This window comes from Paenibacillus cucumis (ex Kampfer et al. 2016) (assembly GCF_019748695.1).
GTDB classification, from domain to species: Bacteria; Bacillota; Bacilli; order Paenibacillales; family Paenibacillaceae; genus Paenibacillus; species Paenibacillus polysaccharolyticus.
Genome location: NZ_JACLIC010000041.1, coordinates 43,488 through 65,741, shown reverse-complemented (window position 1 = coordinate 65,741; position 22,254 = coordinate 43,488). Strand labels below are relative to the sequence as shown.

At 45.4% G+C, this 22,254-nt stretch carries 21 protein-coding genes; all 21 read left to right on the top strand.

From position 1 onward, the window contains the following. The first annotated feature begins 7 nt into the window (after nt 1-7). The 21 genes from H7T88_RS23175 (at nt 8) to rimP (ending at nt 22,243) form a co-directional block, all read left to right on the top strand. Entirely contained in the window at nt 8-2,086 is a 2,079-nt protein-coding gene (locus tag H7T88_RS23175; RefSeq protein WP_221790555.1) for a chemotaxis protein CheA, read from the top strand. 42 nt (nt 2,087-2,128) lie between these two features. After that, nucleotides 2,129-2,590, top strand: coding sequence for a chemotaxis protein CheW (locus H7T88_RS23170; protein WP_090923852.1), 462 nt, complete (start codon nt 2,129-2,131; stop codon nt 2,588-2,590). A 9-nt stretch (nt 2,591-2,599) separates the two neighbouring features. Beyond that, nucleotides 2,600-3,220, top strand: coding sequence for a chemotaxis protein CheC (locus H7T88_RS23165; RefSeq protein WP_221790553.1), 621 nt, complete (start codon nt 2,600-2,602; stop codon nt 3,218-3,220). Then, nucleotides 3,213-3,710 (top strand): chemotaxis protein CheD, encoded by a 498-nt coding sequence (locus H7T88_RS23160; protein ID WP_090923851.1) that lies wholly within the window; start codon nt 3,213-3,215, stop codon nt 3,708-3,710. The genes H7T88_RS23165 and H7T88_RS23160 overlap by 8 nt, the downstream gene beginning before the upstream one ends. A 3-nt stretch (nt 3,711-3,713) precedes the next feature. After that, the gene (locus H7T88_RS23155; RefSeq protein ID WP_090923850.1) at nt 3,714-4,154 is read left to right on the top strand and encodes a hypothetical protein; all 441 of its coding nucleotides are present in this window, start codon (nt 3,714-3,716) and stop codon (nt 4,152-4,154) included. Nucleotides 4,155-4,169: 15 nt separating this feature from the next. Beyond that, nucleotides 4,170-4,958, top strand: coding sequence for a FliA/WhiG family RNA polymerase sigma factor (locus H7T88_RS23150; protein ID WP_090923849.1), 789 nt, complete (start codon nt 4,170-4,172; stop codon nt 4,956-4,958). Nucleotides 4,959-5,017: 59 nt separating this feature from the next. Then, the gene (locus tag H7T88_RS23145) at nt 5,018-6,427 is read left to right on the top strand and encodes a flagellar assembly protein A (protein WP_221790551.1); all 1,410 of its coding nucleotides are present in this window, start codon (nt 5,018-5,020) and stop codon (nt 6,425-6,427) included. A 51-nt stretch (nt 6,428-6,478) separates the two neighbouring features. Further along, on the top strand, nt 6,479-6,793 hold the full coding sequence (locus tag H7T88_RS23140) for a hypothetical protein (protein WP_221790549.1): 315 nt from the start codon (nt 6,479-6,481) through the stop codon (nt 6,791-6,793). A 63-nt stretch (nt 6,794-6,856) separates the two neighbouring features. Next, nucleotides 6,857-7,438, top strand: a complete 582-nt coding sequence (locus H7T88_RS23135; RefSeq protein WP_221790547.1) for a hypothetical protein — start codon at nt 6,857-6,859, stop codon at nt 7,436-7,438. A 2-nt stretch (nt 7,439-7,440) separates the two neighbouring features. Next, nucleotides 7,441-8,031 carry an endolytic transglycosylase MltG gene (locus tag H7T88_RS23130; protein WP_154886353.1) on the top strand — a complete coding sequence of 197 codons (591 nt, stop codon included), beginning with the start codon at nt 7,441-7,443 and terminating at the stop codon, nt 8,029-8,031. 243 nt (nt 8,032-8,274) lie between these two features. Next, nucleotides 8,275-8,973 (top strand): 30S ribosomal protein S2, encoded by a 699-nt coding sequence (rpsB, locus tag H7T88_RS23125; RefSeq protein WP_024630243.1) that lies wholly within the window; start codon nt 8,275-8,277, stop codon nt 8,971-8,973. A gap of 123 nt (nt 8,974-9,096) precedes the next feature. Further along, nucleotides 9,097-9,747: a translation elongation factor Ts gene (gene tsf, locus H7T88_RS23120; protein ID WP_056700641.1), complete on the top strand. Its 651-nt coding sequence runs from the start codon at nt 9,097-9,099 to the stop codon at nt 9,745-9,747. A gap of 231 nt (nt 9,748-9,978) precedes the next feature. Next, a complete protein-coding gene (pyrH, locus tag H7T88_RS23115; protein WP_090923844.1) occupies nt 9,979-10,707 on the top strand; it encodes a UMP kinase in 729 nt (242 codons plus the stop codon). Further along, the gene (frr, locus tag H7T88_RS23110; protein ID WP_090923843.1) at nt 10,707-11,261 is read left to right on the top strand and encodes a ribosome recycling factor; all 555 of its coding nucleotides are present in this window, start codon (nt 10,707-10,709) and stop codon (nt 11,259-11,261) included. Before pyrH ends, frr begins: the two co-directional genes overlap by 1 nt. 89 nt (nt 11,262-11,350) lie before the next feature. Further along, entirely contained in the window at nt 11,351-12,118 is a 768-nt protein-coding gene (gene uppS, locus H7T88_RS23105; RefSeq protein ID WP_090923842.1) for an undecaprenyl pyrophosphate synthase, read from the top strand. Between the two features lie 16 nt (nt 12,119-12,134). Beyond that, nucleotides 12,135-12,929, top strand: a complete 795-nt coding sequence (locus H7T88_RS23100) for a phosphatidate cytidylyltransferase (protein ID WP_221790546.1) — start codon at nt 12,135-12,137, stop codon at nt 12,927-12,929. A gap of 72 nt (nt 12,930-13,001) precedes the next feature. Then, nucleotides 13,002-14,141 (top strand): 1-deoxy-D-xylulose-5-phosphate reductoisomerase, encoded by a 1,140-nt coding sequence (locus H7T88_RS23095; protein WP_221790544.1) that lies wholly within the window; start codon nt 13,002-13,004, stop codon nt 14,139-14,141. Nucleotides 14,142-14,254: 113 nt separating this feature from the next. Further along, on the top strand, nt 14,255-15,526 hold the full coding sequence (gene rseP / locus H7T88_RS23090) for an RIP metalloprotease RseP (RefSeq protein ID WP_221790541.1): 1,272 nt from the start codon (nt 14,255-14,257) through the stop codon (nt 15,524-15,526). Between the two features lie 62 nt (nt 15,527-15,588). Continuing rightward, on the top strand, nt 15,589-17,043 hold the full coding sequence (proS, locus tag H7T88_RS23085; protein ID WP_221790539.1) for a proline--tRNA ligase: 1,455 nt from the start codon (nt 15,589-15,591) through the stop codon (nt 17,041-17,043). Between the two features lie 148 nt (nt 17,044-17,191). Beyond that, on the top strand, nt 17,192-21,514 hold the full coding sequence (locus tag H7T88_RS23080) for a PolC-type DNA polymerase III (protein ID WP_221790537.1): 4,323 nt from the start codon (nt 17,192-17,194) through the stop codon (nt 21,512-21,514). A gap of 267 nt (nt 21,515-21,781) precedes the next feature. Continuing rightward, the gene (rimP, locus tag H7T88_RS23075; protein ID WP_090923836.1) at nt 21,782-22,243 is read left to right on the top strand and encodes a ribosome maturation factor RimP; all 462 of its coding nucleotides are present in this window, start codon (nt 21,782-21,784) and stop codon (nt 22,241-22,243) included. The last annotated feature ends 11 nt before the right edge of the window (nt 22,244-22,254 follow it).

The following is a 22,254-nucleotide window of genomic DNA, read 5'->3' as shown; positions in this document are numbered from 1 at the left end:
CCTCACAATGGACATGAACCAATATTTATCCATGTTTATTGATGAGTCTAACGATCATCTACAATCTCTTAACGAAAACATGCTACAACTAGAAGCGAATCCGGAAGATCTGGGTATAGTGCAGGTCATCTTCCGTTCAGCTCATACTCTCAAAGGTATGGCGGCAACCATGGGATTCGAGGATTTGGCTTCACTGACACACAAAATGGAAAATGTACTGGATATGGTTCGTAATGAAAAGCTGAAAATGCAGGATTACATTTTTGACACCATGTTCAAGAGTTTGGATGCTTTGGAGACTATGGTTCAGGATATTACAGGTGGCGGTGAAGGTAAAGCGGATGTCTCCTCCATTGTTGCTTCGCTTCAGGCTATTGAAAGTGGCGAATGGACAGGAGGCAGTGCTCCTGTTGCAAAGGTAGACAAGCAAACGAACTCCTCGATCTCCAATGCAGTAGAACTGGATGAATTCCAATATTCAGTTCTTGATCAGTCGATCGCAGAAGGTCACCGTGTATTCTACGTTGACGTCCTTGTGAGTGAGCATAGTCAGTTAAAAGGTGTTCGGGCATACATGGTATTTGACATGCTTGAGCGTTCAGGTGAGGTTGTTAAAGCCTATCCTTCTGTTCAGGATATCGAGCAAGAGAAGTTTGAGCGCAGTTTCTCGTTGTATTACATAACGACCAAAGAGGCGCAAGAACTGGAAAAGGGTATTATGAGCATCTCGGAAATTGAGAGTGTCAAATTGATTCAGTTGGATCAAGAAACGTTGCAACAGATGACCAATCAGGCGGCAGCCGCGGTTGCGGTAGAAGCAGCACCAGCACCAGCACCTGAGGTTGGTAAGGATACGCCTGTTTTAGATTCTAAACCTCAAGAAGAAGGCAAAGCAGCTCCCGCGAAGGCAGCAACGCCAAAACAGGCAGCCGCACCTTCACGCACAATTCGTGTTGACATTGAGCGTCTTGATGTGCTGATGAACTTGTTCAGCGAATTATTGATTGACCGTTCACGCCTTGAACAATTAGCAAGTGAGACAGGCAATAACGATCTGTCGGATACTGTAGCTCACTTGAGCCGTGTGAGTACGGACTTGCAGAACATCGTACTGAAATTGCGGATGGTTCCGGTTGATACCGTCTTTAACCGCTTCCCACGGATGATTCGTGACTTGGCTAAAACATTGGATAAAAAGATCGATCTCGTCATTACAGGTGCTGAAACAGAGCTGGACAGAACGGTTATTGATGAAATCGGAGATCCGCTTGTGCATCTGTTGCGTAATGCGGTTGACCATGGTGTTGAATCGATCTCGGAGCGGGTTGCGGCTGGAAAACCGGAAATGGGCACAGTTAACCTGCGAGCTTTCCACAGTGGTAACCACGTGTTTATTGAGATTGAAGATGATGGTAAAGGGATTTATCGTGACAAACTCCTGCAAACAGCGATCAAACGAGGCGTTGTGACGGAGGAACAAGGTGCGAAAATGAGCGATGATGAAGTCAATCAATTGTTGTTCGCCCCTGGATTTAGTACAGCTGATAAAATCTCGGATATTTCAGGCCGCGGAGTAGGTCTGGACGTTGTAAAATCAAAAATTACTTCGCTTGGCGGTAATGTAACGATTACGTCGACTCCAGGCAAAGGTACTAACTTCTCCGTACAGCTTCCATTGACACTGTCTATCATTGCAGCGATGCTGGTACGACTTGGTTCAGAGAAGTATGCAGTTCCATTGTCTTCGATCGTAGAGACCGCGATTGTACAGCGTGAGCAAGTTCGTAATATCCATGGTAATAAAATGATTACGTTCCGCGAGTCTTTGATTCCGTATCTGTCATTAAGCGAAGTTTTCGGAGTGCCGGATTTCAACGATGCGGATGAGAAAGAAACTGAGATTGTTGTGATTCGAAAAGGAGAGCGTCTGGCAGCTGTCGCTGTTGAAGAATTCATTGGTCAGAGCGAAATAGTTCTGAAGTCCATGGGCACGTATCTTCCTGCGATTGAAGGAATCTCCGGTGCGACGATACTTGGAGATGGACAAGTTGCTTTGATTCTTGATCCAAACGCATTTATTAAATAAGCATAGTGATGGAGTTTTAAATCGAATAGGGAGGTTTTTTACATGGAAGAAGAGTTGAAGGTCATCGTCTTTAAATTGGGAACCGAAGAGTACGGAATTGAGGTAGACAAGGTTCAGACTATTGAGCGCATGATGCCCATTACCCGCGTTCCCAAAACACTTTCATTTGTAAAAGGAGTTATCAACCTGCGTGGTGTTGTTATTCCGGTTATTGATCTCCGCGGACGCTTCTCCCTTGCGGAAACGGAATATACAGATCAAACGCGGATCGTCATTGTTGGTGTTGACGATATGCAGGTTGGTTTTATCGTTGACTCTGCCAATGATGTTATCGACATTAAAAGCAGTTCGATCGATACTCCGCCTGAAGTGGTTGGTGGCGTGAAAGCGAGATATCTTCGTGGTGTTGCAAAATTGGATGATGGCCGCTTGTTGATTATGCTTAACCTTAACGAAGTATTAAATAAAAGCGAGATTGTGCAGCTGGAAAGTGTTGAGGGCTAGCACGTGGAGATGTTTAACCGATTTGAGGGTTTCCAAATGGATGTGCTCAAAGAGGTCGGTAATATTGGAGCAGGCAACGCCGCTACGGCGTTGTCTCAACTCCTTAACAGACCGATTGATATGGGCGTACCCACCGTTCAGATGCTTCCATTTGAGGAGATTGCTGAAAAAGTGGGTGGTGATGAGCGCATTGTAGTCACAATATTTCTTCGTGTAGAAGGTGAAGCGCCTGGTAATCTCTTCTTTATGATGACACCAGAGGCTGCTAAATTGTTGTTGAACCGCCTCGCTGGTTTTGAGCTGAAAGAAGGTTTGGCGTTCACTGAAATGGAACATTCAGCTCTATCTGAGATCGGAAACATTCTGGCTGGATCTTACCTGTCTTCTCTGGCGGATTTCACAAAGTTATCGATGTACCCAACGGTGCCGGGGCTTGCAATTGATATGGCGGGAGCAATCCTTAGTTATGGACTGTTGCAATTTGGAGAGATGGGCGATGCGGCATTGTTAATTGATACTTCTTTCTTTGAAGGTAGAGATCAAGTAGAAGGGCAATTTTTCCTGATTCCTGATCCGCCGTCATTTGCAAAGATTTTTGAATCGCTAGGGGTGCCACTGGACCATGATTGAGGACAAAAGCATCGTTAAAGTCGGTATGGCGGATCTGAATATCGCTCAACTTCCTGGCGTAATCCGTACAACTGGCTTAGGGTCGTGTGTGGGGCTAACGATGTATGACCCACAGTTGAAACTCGCTGGAATGGCACATGTCATGCTTCCGAGTTCAGAGATTGCCCGGGAGGGTAATTTGAACACGGCTAAATACGCGGATACAGCATTGCCAGAATTGCTTGAGAAGATGCTGAAAATGGGCGCGTCTCAATCGCGAATTGTATCTAAGATGGCCGGAGGTTCGCAGATGTTTGCTTTCTCGGGTGCAGGAGATACAATGCGAATTGGACCGCGAAATGCAGACTCCTGTCGAGAAATGTTGGAACAGCTCAAAATTCCACTTTTGGGCGAAGATACAGGAGGAAATTACGGTCGAACTATCGAAATGAATTGTGAGACAGGACTTTTAACTATTCGCAGCGTACAAATGGGTGTAAAGGAATTATAATACATGATAGGAAACTACCGCATTAATCTTGGAGCAGGCATAGTCGGATTCGTTCTGACTTTTTTTGTAGCATTCAGCAGCAATGTGTTGATGACCAGTTTAATACGCGGATTAATTGGATTCGCAGCCTGGTATGTTCTTGCATATGGTCTGCGTTGGGGATTGGGCATATTGTTTAGCCCTCATGTAGAAAATGGATCTGGTTATGCTTCAGAGGGTACTCAAGATCTAAGAGGTTCACAGGTGGACATCAAACTCGAAGACGATGGACAAGAGCTGAATGACTTGCTCAAGAACGGACAGAGCGACTCCGCCGGGGCTAATCATCCGCCATCTGAGACGAAAGCTCCAACGGGATTTGCTCCCTTGGATCCGCCTAAACTTGTCCGGACCAAGGACCCGGAGGAGTTGGCGCAGGCCGTTCGTCACCTGACAGACAAATAAGGAGGGTGAAAGCAATTGAACGAGCGTAAAGCTTCACATTTGAACCATTCAGATCTGTGGGAAAAGTGGAAAGAATACGGAGATCTTGAAGCAAAGAAATTGTTGATCGAAAAATATCTTCATATTGTTAACTATGTGTCAGGCCGTCTGGCCGTTGGTTTACCCAAAAACGTTCCGAAAGATGACTTGGAAAGCAACGGGGTAATGGGTCTAATTGATGCACTGGAAAAATTCGATTATGAACGAGGCTTGCAATTCGAGACATATGCTTCATGGAGGGTTCGCGGAGCCATACTCGACGGATTGCGTCAAGGAGACTGGGTTCCCAGATCTGTACGTGAAAAAGCGAAACGGATAGAAGATGCCTACCAGCAATTGGAGCAGACCTATTTGCGTTCTGTGAGTGATGAAGAAATGAGCCAGTATCTGGACGTGTCAACAAAGGATTTTCAACATATGCTTCAGGAGGTAGCAGTTATGTCGCTCTGCTCGCTGGAAGATCCGATCCGGGAAGAAGAGTCAGAGACACGTCTGTCTTTAATGGTAGATGAAAAAGCCAAAAATCCGGATTATAAAGTCAATGAATTTTATTTAAAAGAAGCGCTGGTCCAAGGGCTTGAGAAGCTGACAGTGAAAGAACGAACGGTGGTCTCCCTTTTATATTACGAAGACCTTTCTTTAAGTGAAATTGCAGAGGTCATGTCTCTTTCGCCGTCTCGTATCTCCCAACTACATTCCAAAGCTATATTGCGGCTTCGCGGCACACTGGATAAACAAAAAGATCTACTGATGCGTAAAGACTAGAGAGCAGAAGTTAAGATTCGTATAGGGAGTGGACAGGCTAATAAGGAGGAAGATCTGCGTTGACACAACGGACTGTTATGGAAAAATCACTAAACGTTGTTTTATCCGATGATAAATGCATCGCCTATCTTGAATATTACAACGAAGAAGAAGGCTTTTCCTGTACCACGGAAGAGCTTGAACAATTTGTGGAGAGCAAGGGCGTTAAGCATGGTCTATTGCGAGAAGCATTACTAGTATTTGTGAATAACCCGTCTGCCTACCTGAAAGATAAATGCAAGATAGCCGAAGGCGTTTCTCCTGTACAAGGGATTGATGGATATATTCAAGTTTTGATTGGTAAAGAAGATGACAGAGAGCAACGGCCACTTGAAGCAGAAGATGGAAAAGTGGATTACAAAGAGCTGATACAGTTAGACAATGTGCGCAGTGGTCAGATCATTGCAAAGCGTATCGATCCTGTAGATGGCACACCAGGTAAAGCAGTGACTGGTGAAGAAATCCCTTTTCGTTCCGGAAAAGAAGCCCGATTCAAAGTTGGAAAAAACGTTGTTGTCAGTCCTGACGGTTCTGCGATGTATGCTGCAATTGACGGCTTAGTGAGCAGGACAGATGGAAACAAGCTTAACGTATTTCCAGTGTACGAAGTCAATGGTGATGTCGATTATAAGCATGGAAATATTGACTTTGTAGGTAATGTCGTGATCCGAGGCAATGTACTAACTGGCTTTAAGGTAAAAGCGGCAGGTGACATTCGTGTCGTCGGAGGTGTCGAAGGAGCAGAGCTGGAGGCAGGTGGCTCTATCGAAATTACCGGTGGCATCATCGGTTACAACAAAGGTTTAATTCATGCCGGGCATCATGTGAAATGCACATTCATTCAAGAAGGCAACGTTGATGCAGGTGAAGATGTACTTGTATCCCAGAGTATTATGCACTCCAATGTCCGTGCGGGTCATGCTGTAATCTGTGCAGGAACAAAAGGACTTATCGTTGGCGGCTCAACACAGGCCGGAGAGCACGTATCTGCGCGTGTTATTGGTAACACGATGTCTACAGTCACCTCGATTGAGGTTGGCGTGTTACCAAGACTCCGTAACGAAATGAATGAATTGCGTAAAGAAATGAGAGAACAGATGGACTCCTTGGATAAAACCAAGAAAGCATTGACTCTACTTGATCAGCTGGCTGCAGCAGGACAACTAACGCCAGACAAGATGGCGATGAGAATCAAATTAAACTCAACTCAAAAAGCGGCTCTTCATCAGAGTGAAGAAATGAAAATGCGTATCTTGGAAATTGAAAAGGTACTTGAAGATACAAGCAGAGCTCGTGTTGATATTTTGAAGATGATCTACGGGGGCTCTAAAATAGTTATCGGCAGATATACGAAATTTATTAAAGATCCCGTTAGCCGAATGTCATTTTATTATCAGGACGGAGATATTACCATGGTGCCGTACGTTTAAAACCAGCAACATCCTTTTGAGGAAATCCATTCGAAACCGTGAGGTGAGCGTATGAGTTTCAAAGCAGTGGAGTTGCAGATTGCGGTACCGCGAACGAGTGAAGCAGGACGATATCAAAGTGAAGCCCAGCAGAGACCGGTTACTGACCAGAATCTGCTCGCCGAACAGACGAATAAAGAAGCCAATGAGGCACGGCAGCGCAGTGAAGCCATGGCTGAGACATCGCATACTTCGGTACGAGATGGTCATGCAGACGGGCGAGACCAGCATAGTGGGACTGATGGACGGGAGACGATGGATGAGCAGGAGCACTTGAAACTTGCTGAACATCCCTACAAAGGTAAACATATTGATCTGTCTATGTAAAAGACTACAAACATGCTGGAAGCTTGCGCCCGAGGGTGGTCGTAACAAAAGGAGAGAAGCAATTTGTCACCATGGATCATTATTGTCATATTAGGAGCTTGCGCAATTGCTTATGCTTTCATAATGCCTCGTAAGGACAAAGTACAGCAACCATCGCATCAGTTGGTGCAGGAGATGGAGTCAACGCTTGAACATTATATGACAGAGATTGAACAAGATAACGATGCTCTTATTCAACGTGTGGCTGAACTCAAAGGTGAAGCCACCGCAGCAGATCATCGGATGCAGTCACAGCTTCAGGAATTACAACAACGGCTTGACCAGCTGGAGCAGCAAAAGGTTAAGACAACTGAACTCAGCACTGCAGAGAACATAATGGGCCAGAGATCAGAGGGTTTACAAGCACAAAGCCTCATGGACAGTGTCAGGGTTGAAACGAATCAACAAATTGCATCAGCATCAAAGCTACAAGATAACCCGCAACAAGAAGAAGATCAGAAGGGTGAATCGATTAAAGATCGTTACACAGAGCTTTTTAGGCTACATGATGAAGGAAAGTCTATGGATGCTATTTCTAGACAAACAGGCATACAGCTTGGTGAGGTGCAATTAATACTGCAGCTTGCAGAGCGGGAGGAGAGCTGACCATGGACAAGCGATCTTTGTGGATTGGTATAGGAAGTGGCATGATTACAGGAGCAATCTTGCTTCAACTAGCTACGGTGGGGCAAAAAGCCCTGTCTGACAGTAATTTGGAACCGGTACAACGTGACAATTGGACGAAAGAACAATTGGAAACAGCAGCAAAGAGTCTGGATATGAAACTGGTTGGTACTCAGGACGAGTTATATACTGAAGCCGAATGGGTGTCAAAGAAAAAGCAGGAAAGCAGCCAGATGCAAGGGAAGTCAGCTGAAAAACCGCAGCAAACCACCTCTGCTGCAGAACCGACAGAACCAACGCAGCCACAGACAGATCAACCCAAGACGAATACACCTGTGACGCCAACTAAACCTAATGGACCGGCCGTAACATTTAAGGTTCGTTCTGGAAATAGTTTGGTTATGGTTGCCGAAAATCTGAAAGAAGCCGGTATTGTGGACGATGCACAAGCCTTTATCAAGGCAGGGAAGTCTCAAGGTATTAATAAAAAAATTCAAGTGGGCACGTACTCTCTTGAAAAGGGTGAGAGTTTTAAGTCGATTATCGCCAAAATTACCAAAGAACCGTCAAGCTGAGCGTACATGCTCGGACTGGACGGTTCTTTTTGATGGTAGGTGGATTATTTTTGATATAATGTAACTATAAAATTTAGATTCAGATAATGTTGCAACAGACTGACACTTATGATATATTAGATAACGGTGTTAAAACACACGCTGTGCTAATTTTGTTGAGGGTGCTTTCCTAATGGAGAGTCTTAGCGAAAAATGATGCTGGCGGAGGACACAATAAAAAACCATATTAGGAGGTGTGTGAAGATGGCAGTAATCTCCATGAAGCAGCTTCTCGAAGCTGGGGTACACTTCGGTCACCAGACTCGTCGTTGGAACCCAAAAATGGATCGTTATATCTTCACTGAAAGAAACGGAATTTACATCATCGATTTGCAAAAAACGGTGAAAAAAGTCGAAGAGGCTTACAACTTCGTTAAAGGAATCGCAGGCGAGAATGGTACTATTCTTTTCGTAGGTACTAAAAAACAAGCTCAAGACTCCGTTAAAGAAGAAGCTGAACGCGCTGGTCAATTCTACATTAACCAACGTTGGCTCGGCGGTACCCTGACTAACTTCTCTACTATTCAAAAACGTATTGATCGTTTGAAACAGTTGGAAGCTTGGGAAGAAGACGGTACTTTCGCTGTTCTGCCTAAAAAAGAAGTTATCTTGCTTCGCAAAGAAAAAGATCGTCTCGAGAAATTCTTGGGCGGTATTAAAAATATGAAAGGCCTGCCTAGCGCCCTGTTCATCATCGATCCACGCAAAGAGCGTATCGCTGTTGCTGAAGCTCGCAAATTGGGTATCCCAATTGTTGGTATCGTTGATACTAACTGCGATCCAGACGAGATCGATTATGTTATCCCAGGTAATGACGACGCGATCCGCGCTGTTAAATTGCTGACAGGTAAAATGGCTGATGCCGTTATCGAAGCTAACCAAGGCGAAGAAACTTCCGCTTAATAGTTTTCGAACATAACATTCATGAATTAAATGAAAAGGGTGGTTGGTAGGTGGATAACCTCTCACTGCCCTTTTTTTAGAGTGTACGTGTACGTACAATACTTAATCTGGAGGGAATTTATAATGGCAGTTAATGCGAGTGCAGTAAAAGAACTTCGCGAAAGAACGGGCGCTGGTATGCTCGATTGTAAGAAAGCACTGGAAGAAGCCAACGGTGATGTAACGAAAGCGGCTGAATTGTTGCGTGAAAAAGGTCTTTCTGCAGCAGCAAGCAAAGCAGGTCGTGCAGCTACTGAAGGCGCTGTAGAATCTTACATCCACGCTGGCGGACGTATCGGTGTCTTGGTTGAAGTTAACTGCGAAACTGACTTCGTTGGTAAAACGGATCAATTTAAGGATTTCGTTAGAGACGTAGCTATGCAAATCGCTGCAGCTAATCCTAAATATGTTACACGCGAAGAAGTTCCTACAGATGAGTTGGAAAAAGAAAAAGAAATCTTGAAAGCTCAAGCTCTTAACGAAGGTAAACCAGAAAAAATCATTGAGAAAATGGTTGAAGGCCGTATCGGTAAATACTACGAAGAATATTGCCTGATGGAACAAACTTTTGTTAAAGATCCAGATAAAACAATTTCCCAATTGTTGAATGAAAAAATCAGCCAAATTGGTGAAAACATCTCCATCCGTCGTTTCGTTCGTTACGAACTGGGTGAAGGTTTGGAGAAAAAAGTGGATAATTTCGTAGAAGAAGTTATGTCCCAAGTTAACAAATAAGACGTTATCAAGCCGACAAAGCAGGATTGATTTTCGAAGATATAAGAATGATGAAACTTCGAAGCGTAAACTCCCTTATATCTCAGGAAAACAATGACTGAACGGCAATTTGTTTTTCCTAAAAGAGCGGAACACTTCTGTGTTCCTTTCTTTTTAAGCAGGAGTCCATGCGCGAGAAGTTTTGTTGGTTGGACACTGGAAGGTGTTCAATTCAAAGTGGAGGGTGAACAATTGGAACAGCCAGTATTTAAACGTGTTGTCTTAAAGGTGAGCGGAGAGTCTCTTTCCGGTCAAAACGGCTATGGCATTGATGCAGTAACGATCTCATCCATTGCCCAGCAGGTAAAAGATGTAGTTGCGCTTGGCGTACAGGTTGCGATTGTATGCGGCGGAGGAAACATCTGGCGCGGTATTGCTGGCAGTGAAAACGGGATTGATCGTGCAACTGCGGACTATATGGGTATGCTCGCGACGGTGATGAACTCTCTGGCGCTGCAAGACGCACTTGAACAGATTGAAGTGCCAACTCGTGTGCAGACATCAATTGCTATGCAGCAGATTGCTGAGCCGTACATTCGTCGTAAAGCCATTCGTCATCTGGAGAAAGGCCGTGTCGTTATTTTTGCAGCAGGTACAGGTAATCCGTTCTTCTCCACGGATACAACAGCAGCACTGCGCGCAGCGGAGATTGAAGCAGAAGTGATCTTGATGGCCAAAAATAAAGTGGATGGTGTCTATTCGGCAGATCCATTCAAAGACAGCACAGCTGAAAAGTTTGAGCAGTTGACATACCTGGATGTACTTAACAAAAACCTTGGCGTAATGGATTCAACGGCGTCCTCGCTCTGCATGGATAACAACATTCCGTTGATTGTATTCAACATTACTGAACAAGGTAACATCAAACGTGTTGTTCTGGGCGAGCGTATCGGAACAATCGTTAAAGGGAGTGTAGATTAATGCCACAAGCAGTTAAACAACATGCTGAAGAGCGTATGGAAAAAGCAATTCAGGCATTGCGCCGTGACCTAGCTACGTTGCGTGCAGGTCGTGCAACGCCTGCTCTTCTGGATCGTGTGCAAGTTGAGTATTATGGTGCAATGACACCTCTGAACCAATTGGCAAATATCAGTACACCGGACTCCCGGACACTGATGATTCAGCCTTGGGACAAATCAGCGATGAGTGATATCGAACGTGCGATTATGAAATCAGACCTGGGTCTGACCCCGGCTAACGATGGCAGTATGATTCGTCTCGCTATTCCGCCGCTGACGGAAGAGCGTAGAGCTGAGCTTGTCAAACTAACCAAAAAGTTTGGCGAAGAAGGTAAAGTTGCGATTCGTAACATTCGCCGTGATGCGAATGATGATATTAAGAAAATGGAAAAGTCCGAGATTTCCGAAGATGAATCCCGGAGACATCAGGACGACATCCAAAAGTCGACTGATAAATTTATCGCTGAAGTCGATAAGGTACTTGCTGCCAAAGAAAAAGAAATCATGGAAGTGTAAGACAAGCGCAGCCCCTCCAATACGGTGGGGTTTTGTCTCTTTTTCCAAGCTTCAGATGAAGAAACTTCAGGGATTTTGGAGGAACAGGAATGATCAAACGGGTTCGGTCGTGGTGGAATGGGGCTGACAAGCAGGAAACGCTGACTATATCCGAGGATAATATCCCGCAGCACGTCGCCATCATTATGGACGGCAATGGACGATGGGCCAAACGTCTGGGTCTCCCGCGTATAGCTGGACACCAGAACGGCATGAAGGCAGTCAAACGTGCAACCATCGCGGCGGATGAACTGGGCATCAAATATCTGACGATGTACGCTTTTTCGACAGAAAACTGGACGCGTCCAAAAGAAGAAGTGGATTTTCTGATGAGACTTCCGCAAGAGTTTTTGGCTATTGAGTTAGAAGAACTGATCGAAAAAAATGTACGTATCCGTATGATGGGACATGAGGAACATCTGCCTTCACATACGGTTAATGCTTTGCGGGAAGCTATTCGTCTTACGGAGCATAACACTGGTCTGGTGTTGAACTTTGCAATGAACTATGGAAGCCGCCGGGAGATGACGGAATGTGTGAGAGACATTGCTCTGCAGGTAAAGTCGGGGGAACTGGCTGCAGAAGATATCACACCTGAACTTATTGACAAACATATGCTGACCGCAGATATGCCAGATCCGGATCTGTTGATTCGAACGAGCGGAGAACTGCGACTGAGCAATTTTATGTTATGGCAGCTTGCATATAGCGAATTATGGTTTACGGATATATACTGGCCCGAATTTGGCAAACAGCATCTGCTTGAAGCAGTAGCCGAATATCAGCGCAGAACAAGGCGTTACGGCGGTTTGAAATAGATGGAGGATGAAGCCGTTGAAACAGCGATTAACGACTGGAATTATTGCAGGTGTGTTGTTTTTGGGTTTTTGTATGCTTGGCGGGCCTTGGTATCACGGATTGGTCTTGCTTATGGCTCTCATCGGTTATTATGAATTTGTGAAAATGACCGGGGTGAAGCCGTTTTCGGGTGTAGCCCTAATCGGATATGCTGGAATTGTTTCTATGGTATTTCCTTGGGAAATGGTATGGGATGTAAGACCGTTATCCTTGTTTCAAATTTCGTGGATCATCATGCTCATTTTGATGACCGCTTCGGTTGTCACTAAGAACAGATTACCAATTAATACAGTCGCTATGCTTTTCATCGGCGTGTTGTATATTGGAACAGGATTCTATTACATCGCAGAGTCTAGACATTTACATCATGGTTTATTCTGGACATTCCTTCTGCTAGGTTCGATCTGGGCAAGTGATGCCGGAGCATATTTTGTAGGTAAGTGGATTGGGAAAAACAAACTTTGGCCTTCGATCAGTCCAAACAAAACTGTGGAAGGCGCACTCGGCGGCATTGTTATTGCGATTGCCACCGCGGTGGTGTTTGCCTTGGTATCAGATGGCTTGCTCTCCTGGCAGAGAGCAATTCTCATCGGGATTGCTTGTGCGGTAGTTGGTCAGATGGGTGACTTGATCCAGTCAGCCTACAAACGCGTTTACAACATTAAGGATTCAGGCAATCTTCTTCCTGGGCATGGTGGTATTCTGGATCGGTGCGACAGTTGGATTGTGGTGTTTCCATTTGTACATATACTGATGCTACTGCCTTATTAGAAGAAGACGGCTTAAAGATGACTAAGGTGGCTCGCCCACAAGCATTGGATTCGTTAGAGGTGAGGTGCATTAATGAAAAAAATAGCGATTCTTGGTTCGACAGGGTCGATTGGGACACAGACATTGGATGTTGTTGATATGCATCCAGAACACTTTCAAGTGGAAGCACTAGCTGCAGGGGGCAATACAGATTTGCTGATCGAGCAAGCTAGACGTTATCAGCCTAAAAAGATTTCGGTAGGATCAAAAGAGTTGGCTGATAAGATTGCTCCACATGTACCAGCAGGTACGAAAGTGTATTACGGTTCAGAAGGTCTCATCGAGGTTGCTGCAGGAACAGATGCAGACACGGTTGTTACGGCTGTTGTAGGAAGTGTTGGGCTGGAGTCTACGCTTGCAGCGATCGAGTCCGGAAAACAGATTGGACTTGCCAACAAGGAGACTCTGGTTACAGCTGGACACATCGTTATGGAAAGGGCAGTAGCCAAAGGAGTTTCTATTTTACCTGTTGACAGTGAACACTCGGCAATTTTCCAGTGTTTGAATGGAGAGAATCGCTCCAGTGTGGCTGGAATTACATTGACTGCATCAGGTGGTTCATTTCGACATCTTACACGTGAGCAACTACAGCAGGTGACTGTAGAGGATGCACTCAAGCATCCAAACTGGTCCATGGGTTCAAAAATCACGATTGACTCAGCAACGATGGTTAACAAAGGCCTTGAAGTCATTGAGGCACATTGGTTGTTTGGTCTTGATTATGAACAGATTGATGTACTACTTCATCCAGAGAGCATCATTCATTCTTATGTGGAATTTGAAGACACAAGTATCATTGCGCAGCTTGGTACTCCGGATATGCGTGTCCCAATTCAATATGCTTTGACCTATCCTGACCGTATGCCTTCTCCGGCAAAACGGTTGTCTCTTGCCCAAATTGGACAACTTCATTTTAGGGAGATGGATATGGATCGTTTCCCGTGTTTAAGAATGGCATATGAATGTGGTAAAATGGGAGGGACTGCAACGACGGCTTTTAATGCAGCCAATGAGGTTGCTGTAGCACGTTTCTTGCGGAAAGAGATTTCATTCCTTAAAATAGAAGATATCATTGCCTCAGTGCTAGAAGCGCACCAAAATGTGGACAACCCTGATCTGGAGCAAATTGCTGCCTGTGATCAGGATAGCCGCAAGCTTGCTTCCGTGCTGTAATCTCTTTTTTTGAGGTAAACGGAACGAAGCGATTCTCTTGTGCGGGATTAGAGAATAATGATAGTCTAGAGGGACAGACTGCGGTACGTGCCGTGAAGGAGGATGAATAGGGATTGGAAACCATACAAGTGGTATTTCTAACGGTGCTTATGTTCTTTGTCATCGTAACGGTGCATGAATGGGGGCATTATTATTTTGCCAAGCGCGCCGGCATTCTTGTACGGGAATTTGCGATCGGTTTTGGTCCCAAATTATTCTCATATAAAAGAAATGAGACGCAGTTCACACTGCGCTTGCTGCCTTTTGGCGGATATGCACGGATGGCAGGAGAAGACCCGGAACTGATTGAGATTCAAGAAGGACAGACCATAGCGGTACGAACTGTGGACGATCAGGTCAAAATGATCTATTTGGACCAATTGGATAACCGTAAAAATGTGATTCGCGGTGAAGTGATCTCCATTGATATGGAGATCGCGCTTAAGTTACAACTGGATGTGGATGGCGAAGTGCAGCATTATCAAATACATCCACGAGCAATGTTGGTCAGCCGAGGCAAGCAGACACAAATTGCGCCTAAAGATCGACAGTTCGGCAGTAAAACGGTTGCTCAACGCGCTATGGCAATTTTTGCAGGTCCACTCATGAACTTTATTCTTGCTTTTGTTCTGTTCGCTGTTTATGCACAGATGGCAGGCGTTCCGGTGGAAAATCCAAAGAATTTGCAGATCGGTGAAGTGTTTAAAGGCGGAGCGGCAGATCAAGCGAATCTACAAAAGGGCGATATCATTGAAACCATTAACGGTACAGTTATCGGTACGGATTCTAAGAAGATGGTATCCATGATTGCTGAGTCCAAAGACAAGCCGATGGAATGGACTCTGCGCCGGGGGAACGAGACATTTAATGTCACGATTACACCTCGTGCGGTAGAAGGTCAGGAAGGCGGAAAGGTAGGCATTGCGCCTGTCTTGCCGACTCGTTCTGTTGGATTCGTGGAAATGTTCAAGTTCTCGGGAGTAGCTATGGTGGATACGACCAGGGTTATCTTTGAAGGATTCAGACATTTGATTAATCAGTTTAGCATGGATGACATTGGTGGACCTGTGCGTACGTTTGAGGTAACTGGTCAGATTGCCAAGCAAGGTATCGAGCAATTAACAAGATGGGCGGCGATTCTAAGCCTTTATTTGGGAATCTTCAATTTGCTCCCGATTCCTGCGCTTGATGGAAGCCGTCTCGTTTTCCTCGGAATCGAAGCGTTGCGTGGACGTCCGGTTGACCCTAACCGGGAAGGTATGGTGCATTTTGTCGGGTTCGCGATGCTCTTTGTGCTAATGCTGGCTGTAACATATAATGATATACTACGTTTAATTAACGGATAATTACGGTTTGACTATGTTCTGAGTATTCAGTACTAGTCGTTATGGGAGGACGCTGGAGTCTTATGTCAAAGGAAAACGATAAACAGTTCGTGACAGAAATTACACCGCAGGGTGAGGATTTCTCTCGCTGGTACATTGATGTTATTAAAAAAGCAGATCTGATGGACTACTCACCGGTTCGTGGCTGCATTGTATTTAAACCGGACGGCTTCGAAATTTGGGAGCATATCAAGGATGAGATGGATCGCCGTTTCCGCGAAACGGGCCATCGCAACGCGTACTTCCCAATGTTCATTCCCGAAAGCTTTTTCCAAAAGGAAAAAGAGCACGTAGAAGGGTTTAACCCTGAGTTGCCTTGGGTAACTGAAGCAGGCGGAGAAAAGCTCGAAGAACGTTTGGCGATCCGCCCAACTTCCGAAACGATCATTGGACATATGTACTCCAAATGGATTCAGTCCTATCGTGATCTGCCAGTATTGATTAACCAATGGGCTAACGTGGTTCGTTGGGAAAAGAGAACGTTGCCGTTCCTTCGCACGAGTGAGTTCCTGTGGCAAGAGGGGCATACAGCGCACGAGACAGAAGAAGAAGCTCGCGAAGAAACGATGAAAATGCTTGAAATCTACCGTGAAGTAGTCGAAGAATACCTTGCCATTCCGGTTATTACGGGGCAGAAGACCAAATCCGAGAAGTTTGCCGGGGCTGTGGATACGTTCTCGATTGAAGCCATGATGAAAGATGGACGTGCCGTACAGGCAGGTACTTCTCACTACATGGGAACGAACTTTGCCAAAGCCTTTGAAATTCAATATTTGAGCCGTAATAACGTTCTGGAACTTGCGCATACCACTTCATGGGGAACAAGTACACGTTTGATCGGAGCTTTGATTATGGTTCACGGAGATGACCGTGGTCTTGTGCTGCCGCCAAAAGTGGCACCAACGCAAGTGGTGATGATCCCGATTGGACCGCCAAAAACACGTGATGCCGTTGTAGGTCGTGCGGATGAATTGTTTGCTGAACTGAAAAAAGCAGGTATTCGTGTGAAAATGGATGATCGCAGTGATGTTCGTCCAGGCTGGAAGTTCAACGAGTATGAGATGCGTGGTGTACCGATCCGTTTGGAGATTGGCCCTCGTGATATGGAGAACGGCGTATGTGTTCTTGCCTCCCGTATTACTGGAGAGAAGAAAGTGGTTGAGCAAGCAAACCTCGTTGAAGAGATTCAAACGATGTTAACTCAAGTTCAGGCAGACATGCTTGATCGTGCTCGTACATTTATGTCAGACAACTTCTACTCCGTAGACACACTGGATGAGATGAAAGAACTGATGGAAAACAAACGCGGATTTACACTGGCTGGCTGGTGTGGGTCAGAAGTATGTGAAGATAAAGTAAGAGAAGTCACGGGTGCAACCAGTCGGAACATTCCGTTCCAGCCTGCGGAAGAAAAGCACATATGTCTGGCGTGTGGTGAAAAAGCGCAGCACACTGTTGTGTTTGCAAGAGCATACTAGTTGACGGCTTGATGAAGAGAGCTTATTCACCGGTTTAGTAATGAATGAAGAGCTTCTGTCGGATAAAATGGATCGGTGCGGGTTCGGATCGGGGACATTTTTGAATACAGAGGCTTTTCATGTTTTAAGGGGGCACAGGAGGAACACGATGAGTGGATTTGAGGAGAAGAGAAAACGGTTTGAGTTGTTGATGAAACAGGCAGAACTTCCGGTAGGTTTGACTGACCCTTATTTCCTGGATGGGTGGATTGAACAGGTCGAGACCAATCGTACGAATCGCGAATGGCATATTCAGATTGGAAAGGACACACTGGTGCCAGCGCCGATCTATCGAACGTTCAGTCTGCATATTCAGGAGAAGTTAAATCATATAGCTAAAATTACATTTGCTTTTAAATATACAGACAAGGTGCTGTCTAATGATATCGTAAATGAGTATTGGAACCTGTTTCTGGAGTGGGTTACTCGTGAAATTCCGTCTGTAAATGGTTGGATGAATCGTGCGACAGTGGAATGTGAAGACGATCTGCTGCAACTGACGATGAGTGATTCCACATCTATGGAACTTGCTCGCAAAAAGCAGATTGACCAAGCTATTACTCGATTCTACGAGAAGTATTTTCACTTGCCACTGCGTATTAAAATACAGGTGGGTGAAGCGGGAAGCAACAAAGAGGCGATGGAGCAATTCCAGGCCCAGAAGAAAGTAGAAGAACGACAGGTAATCGAAAAAATGATGAGTGAAGTCATAGAGACGGAACTGCCGGAAGAAGAAGATCAAGGTGATGTGCGGTTGCAGATGGGGTATGAGATCAAAGAGCCGGCTGTTCCGATGCAGGAAGTTCAGGATGAGGAGAAGAAAATTACACTCCAGGGAACGATCTTTGGTCTGGACCGCAAGGAACTGCGGAATGGAAATACCTTATTCACCTTTTATCTGACAGACTTTACGGATTCAATGCAAATGAAGATGTTTGCCAAAACCAAAGAAGATGTCAAAATTCTCAGCTTGCTGGCGAATGGAAAATGGGTAAAAGTTCGCGGACGTGTAGAGTACGACCGGTTTATGCAAATTCCTGAGCTTGCTATGATTCCTTCGGATCTGACTGAAATCAAGGCACCGCCATCTCGTAAGGATACAGCGGAGGAGAAACGTGTAGAATTCCACTTACACTCTACGATGAGCACGATGGATGCCGTAACGTCCATTGATAAATATGTCAAAACAGCTGCTGATTGGGGACATAAGGCCATTGCCGTAACGGACCACGGTGGTGTTCAGGTTTACCCAGAAGCATCCAAGGCAGCCAAGAAAAATGGGATTAAGATGATCTACGGCCTGGAAGCGAATGTGGTGAATGACTCTGTAGCGGTTGTGCTAAATCCACAATCAATGGATCTGAAAACGGCGACGTATATCGTATTTGATATCGAGACCACGGGACTGTCGGTAACGCAGAACAAAATCATTGAGATCGCCGCTGTCAAAGTTCAAGAGGGCAAAGAGGTGGATCGTTTTGCTACCTTTGTCAATCCGCATGAACGAATCCCATACAACATTCAACAGTTAACCAACATTACAGATGAGATGGTAAAAGATGCACCAGAGCTTGAACCGGTTATTCGTGACTTTGTTGCTTTTGCCGGAGATGGTGTACTGGTCGCGCACAATGCACGGTTTGATATGGGCTTTATTCAGGCATCCCTCAAAAATCTGGACATGCCTGAGCTACCAAATCCGGTGCTTGATACCCTAGAACTGGCTCGTCTTTTATATCCAAAAATGAAAAATCACCGGTTGAATACACTGGCTGATAAATATAAAGTTGCACTGGAAAGCCATCACCGGGCGATCGATGATACGATTGCTTTGGCAGGCATTTTGAATGGACTCATCAATGATGCAGCCCAATTAAAAGGTCTGACGATGCTGGATCGTTTGAATGATTTCGTTGGGGTAGATTTGTCGAATACACGTCCTTTCCACTGCGGAATTTACGCGTTGAATGATGTAGGCAAGAAAAATCTGTATAAGCTGGTTTCCCTCTCACATACCGAATACTTCAAACGTGTTGCATGTATACCAAAGTCCAAGCTCGTAAGCTTGCGCGAAGGATTAGTTGTCATATCAGGCTGTGAAAAAGGAGAATTCTTCGAAGCTGTCCTTAACAAATCGGTGGAAGAAGCCGAGGAAATCGCCGAGTTTTACGACATTCTGGAGATCCAACCATTGACCATGTACATGCATCTGGTGGACAAAGGACTTGTGGCTACGCCAGAAGAACTAAAACTTGCGGTTCGTAAAGTCGTAGATATCGGCGCCAAATTGAATAAACCTGTCATTGCTACAGGTAATGTTCATTACTTGGAGCCGCGAGATAAAATTTATCGGGATATTACGATTCATGGGATTACCGGATTCAGTCCGCTTAAAGACCAGCGCAAACCGGATGCTCACTTCAGAACGACAGCCGAAATGCTGGAGGAATTCCAGTTCCTTGGACAGGATAAAGCGTATGAAGTTGTGGTTACCAATACCATTGAGCTAGCCGATCGTTTTGAGGAGATCAAGCTCTTTCCGGACAAACTCTTTACGCCGATTTTGGAGGGTGCGGAGGAGGAAATCCGTAACACCTGTTACAACACGGCCAAATCGATCTATGGTGAAGACCTGCCGGAAGTCATTATTGCTCGTTTGGAAAAAGAATTGCAGCCAATCATCAAATACGGATTTTCTGCCAACTATCTGATCTCGGAACGTCTCGTTAAAAAATCAAATCAAGATGGTTATCTTGTAGGTTCGCGGGGATCGGTGGGTTCGTCCGTCGTAGCAACGTTCCTGGGCATCTCGGAAGTTAATCCGCTTCCTGCACATTATATCTGCGTGAACCCTGAATGTAAGCACAGCGAATGGTTCCTTGACGGTAGTGTACCGAGTGGATTTGACTTGCCAGACAAACCATGTCCTGATTGTGGTGGGAAACTCAAAGGGGAAGGACAGGATATTCCGTTTGAAACTTTCCTTGGGTTTAAAGGGGATAAAGTTCCCGATATCGACTTGAACTTCTCGGGGGATTATCAGCCCCATGCCCATAATTACACGAAAGTGCTGTTTAGTGAGAAAAGTGTGTTCCGTGCGGGTACGATCGGAACGGTCGCTGAGAAAACGGCGTTTGGTTTTGCGAAGAAATACGAAGAACAACATCAAAAGAAATGGCGCGGCGCCGAGCTGAATCGTCTGGCATCCGGCTGTACCGGTGTAAAGCGAAGCACGGGACAGCATCCCGGCGGAATCGTCGTTGTACCGGATTATATTGAGGTGGAAGATGTTACACCTGTCCAGTATCCGGCAGATGATGTTACAGCAGAGTGGAAAACGACCCACTTTGACTATCACGCATTTGAAGAAAACCTGTTGAAGCTTGATATTCTGGGACACGATGATCCGACGATGATGCGTATGCTGCAGGATCTTACGGGCGTTGATCCAACAACGATTCCGATGAATGATCCCAAAGTCATGAGCATGTTCAACTCCACGGATGCCCTTGGCGTAACCCCGGAGCAGATTCGCTCCCCTGTTGCGACATTCGGTGTGCCAGAGATGGGTACGAAATTCGTGCGTCAGATGCTTGTCGAATCTCAGCCGTCGTCTTTTGCCGATTTGTTGCAGATTTCGGGGCTTTCTCACGGGACTGGCGTATGGCTTGGCAATGCGCAGGATCTGATCAAGAACGGCACATGTAACATCAAAACGGTAATTGGCTGCCGGGATGACATCATGTTGTTCCTGATCTATAAGGCGGGAATGGATGCGAGTCTGGCCTTTAAGATTACAGAGAGTGTTCGTAAAGGACGTGGACTGCCACAGGAATGGATTGACGAGATGAAAAACTGCAAGGTACCGCAATGGTACATTGACTCCTGTCTCAAAATCCAGTACATGTTCCCGAAAGCCCACGCGGCTGCTTACGTTATTTCAGCTGTACGTACAGCATTTTTCAAGCTGTATCATCCGATTGAATATTACGCGACATACTTTACCGTTCGTGCAGACGAGCTGGATATTGAGCTGGTGTGCCAAGGTTATGATGCCATCTATCGCAAAATCGTAGAGATCGAACAGCTCGGTTTCCAGGCGCCGCCAAAAGAGAAAAACAGCCTTCCTGTTCTTGAAATGGCACTGGAGATGGCCGCTCGCGGCTTCTCGCTTAAACCGATTGATCTGTACCGCTCAGAAGCGACCAAATTCATTGTGGACGAGAAGTCTCTGATTCCTCCATTCTCTGCACTGGCAGGTATTGGGGATAACGCGGCTCGTAACATTGCAGCGGCCCGCGAGCATGGGGAATTTCTGTCGATTGAGGATTTCCAGCAGAAGTCCAAAGCAACCAAAACGATTGTGGAGTTGCTGACCAACATGGGATGTTTCCGTGGTTTGCCTGAAAGCAATCAGCTGTCCTTGTTCTAATTGACAGGCAATTAGCAGGATAACTTCATTTGTTATGTCTGAAGCCATACACTTCGATTTTTCCTTCATTAGTGTGGTTGGTATGCAAAGGTGGGTTACTTGTCACTATTACCAGACTATGTTATAATTTTTGAAGTGAACGAGATAGTACGAATTTCTGAAGAGTGGGGAAACCCACTCTTTAGTCTTTGGTATACAAGAATCTTGGGTATTTAATCATCTGCCAGCGATTATAGTTGGTGTGACCTAAGTTGGAGGTTATCGGTTTTGAGCACAACGAATATTAAATCTACCGTGGAAGAAATGATCCAACCCTACTTGAACGAACAAGGCTTCGAGCTGGTTGACATCGAATACGTCAAAGAAGGCAGCAACTGGTTTTTACGGGTGTATGTCGACAAAGAGGGTGGAATCGACATCGACGATTGTGTCTTGATCAGCGAAAAGCTGAGCGCCAAGCTTGATGAGAACGATCCGATCCCATCTGTCTATTTCCTTGAAGTGTCTTCTCCCGGTGCGGAGCGTCCACTGAAAAAAGCGGAGGATGTTGCCAAAGCCGTAGGCAAAAACGTATTTGTTACAACCTACGAGCCGGTGAATAAATTAAAGGAATTCGAAGGCAAGCTGCTTTCCTTTGATAATGGGGAGCTTGTAATTGAAGCAGGCAAGAAGCAGCATACCATTTCTTATGAAAAGGTTGCCAGTGCGCGCTTGGCCATTTTGTTTTAAAGTGCCTTGTT